General features: G+C 38.7%; 3 protein-coding genes. 1 reads left to right on the top strand and 2 read right to left on the bottom strand.

The window, feature by feature from the left end; all coding sequences use genetic code 11:
* Positions 1 to 1,552 (bottom strand): sulfatase family protein (locus ACTF6W_RS07820; RefSeq protein WP_438993982.1); only part of this gene is annotated, 1,552 nt, incomplete at its 3' end.
* Positions 1,553 to 1,640: 88 nt separating this feature from the next.
* On the opposite strand from ACTF6W_RS07820, the gene ACTF6W_RS07815 reads away from it, so the two are divergent.
* Positions 1,641 to 3,302 (top strand): arylsulfatase, encoded by a 1,662-nt coding sequence (locus tag ACTF6W_RS07815; RefSeq protein ID WP_438993981.1) that lies wholly within the window; start codon positions 1,641 to 1,643, stop codon positions 3,300 to 3,302.
* Here the strand turns inward: ACTF6W_RS07815 and ACTF6W_RS07810 are convergent.
* Entirely contained in the window at positions 3,291 to 4,799 is a 1,509-nt protein-coding gene (locus tag ACTF6W_RS07810; RefSeq protein ID WP_438993980.1) for a sulfatase, read from the bottom strand. The genes ACTF6W_RS07815 and ACTF6W_RS07810 overlap by 12 nt on opposite strands.
* Positions 4,800 to 5,019 lie beyond the last annotated feature (220 nt).

The following is a 5,019-nucleotide window of genomic DNA, read 5'->3' as shown; positions in this document are numbered from 1 at the left end:
TATCTCTTAATTCGTTTAATTTATTTCTCATTGTTATAATGATTGAAGGATATTCAGCAGCAATATTCCTTAATTCGCCAGCATCGTTTTCAAGATTATAAAGTTGCTCATTGGAAGAAAACCCGCCCTCGATATTTTTATCCGTTTTTACCCATTCATTACGGTTTCTTGAACTTTCTGAAGATGGGGCAATATATTTCCACTGTCCCATCCTAAGTGAAAGGGTGGCAACCGATTCTTCAATGATGTAATTTCTTCCCATCTCAGCTGTCCCTAAAAATGCGGGTAGCATATTTAAACTATCTATGGCTTCAGTTTCTGAAAGTTCTATCCCTAATAGTTCAGCAATTGAGGCATAAAAGTCGACCTGAGATAATAAGGCGTCGCTTTCACCGGTATTGATTTGGTTATTCCAACGAAAAATTGTTGGCATTCTGGTTCCTGCTTCATAAGCGCTATATTTGCCGCCACGAAATTCGCCGCCGGGTTTATGCCCGTTTAAAAGTTGATCTGCGCCGTCATTATATCCATCGTTTAACACTGGACCGTTATCACTTGTAAATATGACCAATGTATTTTGATCAACGCCAAGATATTTAATTTCTTTTAAAATTTTCCCTACGACCCAGTCAACTTGGGCAATGGCATCTCCACGTGGGCCCATATTAGTTTTACCTGAGAAATCCTGGTGAGGGAGGCGCGGGACGTGGATATCATGAAATGAATAAAAGAGAAAAAAGGGTTCATCACGGTTAGATCGCATAAACTCTATGGCTTTGTGATTAAAAATTTCTGGAATATCTTCGTCATTCCAGAGTGCATCTTCTCCGCCACTCATTGATCCTATTCTGGGAACACCATTTATAATAGTATCATTATGTTGCTCATCTGCCTGATATCTTACCAAATCAGGACGTTCATCACCATGGGGCCTATTGCCGATCTTTTTTAGATAATTTACTTCAATCGGGTCTTCATGATCTAGATTGACGACATGATGATTTTCAAGGAAGACGCTTGGTACCCGATCACCAGTGATCGGCATAAGAAAACTATAATCAAAACCTATTTCAAGTGGTCCTGTTGATACCTTGCTATTCCAGTTAATATTCCCATCACCAAACCCCAAGTGCCATTTGCCTATAACAGCGGTTTTATATCCTTGCCCCTGAAGCATAGACGGAAGGGTAGGTTTTCCCGGTTTTATTATTGCTGGAGCGTCACCTTCTAATATATCGCTGTTGATACGAAACCCATGTTCACCAGTGAGTAATGCATAGCGCGACGGTGTACAGGTGGCTGCCGTGCTATGGGCATCTTTAAAATTAATACCTTCTGCTGCTAGTTGATCAATATTAGGGGTGGTGACATTTTTGGCGCCATTAACGCCAATATCGCCATAGCCAAGATCATCTACATAAAAAATGATGATGTTTGGCCTTTTTGGTAATAGATCATCGTTTTGTGACTGTGCTATTAAATCAATAGGCATAATTAAAGTGAACAATAACGTTATTTTAGAAACATTAAAAAATTTGCTGATTAAATTCACGGTGTCACCTTTTTTATTAAATCACTTAAGTTAAATACTATAATATGATATTAGAATAGAATAAAATAAAAATTATAAAGGGAATGAAATGAAAAGAATATCTATATATCTGACTTCATTATTGCTTGTCGCTGGGTGCGCAGAACAAGATGCAAAAAATGTAGAAGCAAACAGTGTGGATGATAGGCCAAATATTCTTTTAATTCTGGCTGACGATTTAGGATATTCAGATATTGCCCCCTTTGGCGGCGAAATATCAACACCGAACCTAGATGCGCTTGCAGCAGACGGCTTAAAAATGAGTAATTTATATGCGGCTTCTGCATGCTCGCCTACGCGTTCTATGTTACTTAGTGGCACGACAAGTCATAAAGCAGGAATGGGGACAATGTATAATGATCAATCCCCAAAACAGCTAGGTCAGCCCGGTTACGAAGGTTATATGAATAAAGATGTCGTTTCCATTTCTACATTACTAAAGGATGCGGGGTACCATACCTATATGACTGGTAAATGGCATCTTGGATATGAGGATGACCAGTCGGCATATGCAAGGGGTTTTGAAAGATCTTTCTCGCTCCTTCAAGGCGGTGGGCATCATTTTGATGATAAACCCATGACAATTGATCATGATACCTCTTGGTATAGGGAAAATGGTAAGCGTGTTGAATTGCCGGATGATTTTTTCTCAAGTGAATTTTATACCGATAAGATCATCAATTATATTGAAAGCGATAGAGAGGACGGAAAACCCTTCTTTGCATATTTAGCTTATACCGCACCACATTGGCCACTTCAGGCACCTGCAGATTATATTGATAAATATAAAGGTAAATATGATGCCGGATATCAAGACTTAACAGAAAAACGCCTTAGTGCTTTAAAAAATATGGGTATTACAAAAAGCGATACGGTCGTGTCAGACCTTGTTTATCCTGAAAGCGAAAATTGGGAAAATTTATCAGAAGAGCAAAAGAAAATAGAAGCCCGTGAAATGGAAATTTATGCGGCGATGGTTGATAACATGGATTATCACATTGGGCGTGTTTTGAATTATCTGGAAGAAACAGGTGAACGTGATAACACGATCATTATTTTCATGTCTGATAATGGAGCGGCAGGTTTTGGACCGGGAATGAATAAAGCATTTCCACAAGATTGGATTGATACGGAATTTGATAATTCATATGAAAATATGGGTAAAGAAAATTCATATGTCTATTATGGGCCGCATTGGGCACAGGCTGGAACCGCACCTTCCAGAATGTTTAAAGGCTTTTCTGCAGAGGGCGGCATAAAAGTTCCAGGTATCATTAATTATAAAGGTAAAACGGATACGCTTAAAGGTGAGTTCAGTGATCAATTTATGACGGTACTTGACCTTGCACCAACATTTCTTGACCTCGCTGGAGCAGAGCCATTTGACGGATCATATCAAGGAAAAACGGCGCATCCGCATATCGGTAAGTCGATTGTACCATATCTAAAAGGCGAAGCAGATTATATCCATACCGCAGATGATACGGTCATTTGGGAATTGGATGGGCGTATAGCTGTTCGTAAAGGGGATTGGAAAATCATTAAACTCCCGGCGCGATTTGGAACCGGTGACTGGGAATTATTCAACGTGAAAAATGATCCCGGCGAAAGAACAGAATTAAGTAATGAGATGCCTGAGAAACTAGAAGAACTCAAAATGGAATGGCAGAGCTATATTGATGCAAACGGCGTTATATTGTCATCTGATTAATTGCTTTTCAGGCTTCCAAGGAATATTGCCGTCTTTCTCTCTCAGAAATTCGGCATCTACGTCTTTATACCAGGAAAGTAACATTTTTTTCATTTCAGCTGTTTTCTGTGGCTGTGCAGCGGCTATATCATTTTTTTCTTCAGGATCTAATTTCAAATTATATAAGTGGTGTCGCCCATCTTCTAGCCGCAGTATATATTTATAATCGCCTAATCTAACGGCTGAAGCAGGCATGCCACCTTGATTGCTATAATGTGGATAATGCCAAAAAGCGGGTTTCTCAGTTAGTTGAGTATTGCCTTTTAATTTTGAAACAATGCTATTTCCATCTAAAGTGCCTGTCTCTATTCCTGTTATTTCCATAATAGTTGGAAATATATCAAGTCCGGTTACAACCGAAGAATTTTCAATTCCGGCTTTTCCTACATCTGGCCATCGCACTAGAAATGGCACCCTTATACCTCCTTCATAAACCCAACCTTTTCCTCCACGAAAAGGCAAGTTACTGGTAGGAGAGCCCTCAGAAGTTGATAATCCGCCATTATCAGATGTAAAAAAAACAATAGTATTTTCCGATAAACCAGTTGTTTCTAATTTATTTAAGACGCGACCTATATTCGCATCCATATGTTCAACCATTGCGGCATATGTTGAATGTGTTTGATTAATTCTTACTGTTCTGATCTCTTCAGTCGGCCATACCTGCTCTTCTTCGGTAAATAGTCGGGTAAGATTTTTATTTTCCGCAATTTCATCATACTTATTGATTGTGTCTTTTGGTGCATTTAATGGCACATGAACAGTATAATAAGAAAGCACCATCAAGAAAGGGTTATCCGATCGACTAAAGTTATTAATTATATTTATCGCTTCGTTGCTTAATCTTTCCGTTAAATATTCTCCGTCTGCTCCGTCTTTCATCCTTGGATTATTATGCGGGGCAAAATATCCTTCACCTAATTCTTCATTAAAACCACGTGGTGAACCGCTCCAAAAGCCACCTATGTTAATATCAAAACCCTGATGCTCGGGCCAAAATTTTTCATCATGTCCTAAATGCCATTTTCCAATGAAGGCGCTTTTATATCCTTTAGGCTTTAATGCCTCTGCTAAAGTAACCTCACTAATCGGCATATGTTGAATATCTTTACCCCAAACATATGTTTCAGCGCGGCCTTGACCTTCTTCCATATGAAACCAATCTGTTGCATTTAAGCGTGCGGGATGTCTGCCTGTCATTAAAGCTAGTCTCGCGGGACTACAAACGGGGCTGGCAGAATAATTTTGACTAAACCTTACACTCTGTGAGGCGAGCTTTTCAAGATTGGGTGTTTGATAAAAAGTTTCTGGATTATTTGGAGATATATCCATTTGTCCTAAATCATCAACAACAATAATAAGAAAATTCCATTTTTTATTTTCAGCATAACTGGACGATGTTCCAAGAATGATTATCCATGTGACTAAAAGTATTTGACTAATTTTTTCTATCATCATTCTATTTCCGTATTTTGTTATGGCTCTCAGATATAACCCGGACTAAATCATTAATAAATCCAAGATGGGTCCAAAGGCCGTGTACGTCATCAGGGAAAGTTGGGTTTTTAAGTCTTTATAATAAGAGAGTATTCTGCTCCATCTGTTAATATTATGCGGCCATAGCTTTAATGTGCAAGCGTTTTCGTTTGGCCATTGTTTTTAGTTTAATTTTGTTTCG

The sequence above is a fragment of the Pseudemcibacter sp. genome (assembly GCF_965661635.1).
Classification (GTDB): domain Bacteria; phylum Pseudomonadota; class Alphaproteobacteria; order Sphingomonadales; family Emcibacteraceae; genus Pseudemcibacter.
The sequence above is the reverse complement of the archived record's forward strand: the minus strand, read 5'-3'. Positions and strand labels throughout refer to the sequence as shown.